This is a genomic window from Pseudomonas sp. Ps21-P2 (assembly GCF_039672565.1).
GTDB lineage: Bacteria > Pseudomonadota > Gammaproteobacteria > Pseudomonadales > Pseudomonadaceae > Aquipseudomonas.
Window position 1 is genome coordinate 1 of record NZ_JBDFPL010000047.1, and the last position, 777, is coordinate 777.

1 protein-coding gene is annotated in these 777 nt (G+C 55.6%); it reads right to left on the reverse strand.

Translation table 11 applies throughout. The annotated features are described in order from the left end of the window. On the reverse strand, positions 1 to 777 hold a 777-nt coding region (locus ABEH28_RS27315; RefSeq protein ID WP_346631572.1), incomplete at both ends, for a PAS domain-containing protein.

Genomic DNA, 777 nt, shown 5'->3' on the forward strand with positions numbered 1-777 from the left:
TGGAGCGCCACGCGTTCCTCACGATCCATCTGTGCTTGTTGCAATGCCTCCTCAGCTTCTTTTCGCTCAGTGATGTCTCGCTGCACAGACACCCAATGAGTAAACCAGCCGTTCTCGTTTGCCACCGGTACGATGCTCATTTGTACCCAAAATCGAGTCCCGTCGCGTCGTGCGTTGATCAGCTCAACTTCGATGGGTTCCCATCGTTGCAACGACGCTCGCAATTGCCGAAGCGTGTCGCGGTTGCTCTCCTCGCATTGCAATATGCGAGGGGTCTGCCCTATGACCTCTTCGAGGGAAAAACCGGTATTCGCCAGAAACGCCGGATTGCAATAAACGATGCGCGGCCCCGGCATGTCGATGGGCTCGGCCTCTGTAATCAGGATGGCGTCCTTTGAATTGACCACCACCGACTCCAATAAGCGCAGGCGTGCGGCAGAATCATTTACCCGCGTTGGTTGGAGGGCGGCATAGAGGTCGGCAGCGTGAGTTCGCAGAAGGCAGATCTGCGCGGCGCTAAGTCCCTTGCGGGGTAGCGGAACTGTCATCAGCACCACACCAGCAAGACGCTCAGCAGCATCTTTGACGGCAATGCAGACCTGAAAAAAATCGCCGATCCCCCGCTCGAAACCTATAGGGAGAACGGCGTTGCCGACCATAATTTCATTGAGATCGACTACGTCGTCGTAAGACAACACGAATTTCAGCCAGGCATCGATAGCTTTTTCGATCTTAAAGTCTGGCGCGGATCCGTAGGTGGATGCGATGCGCCAGTGC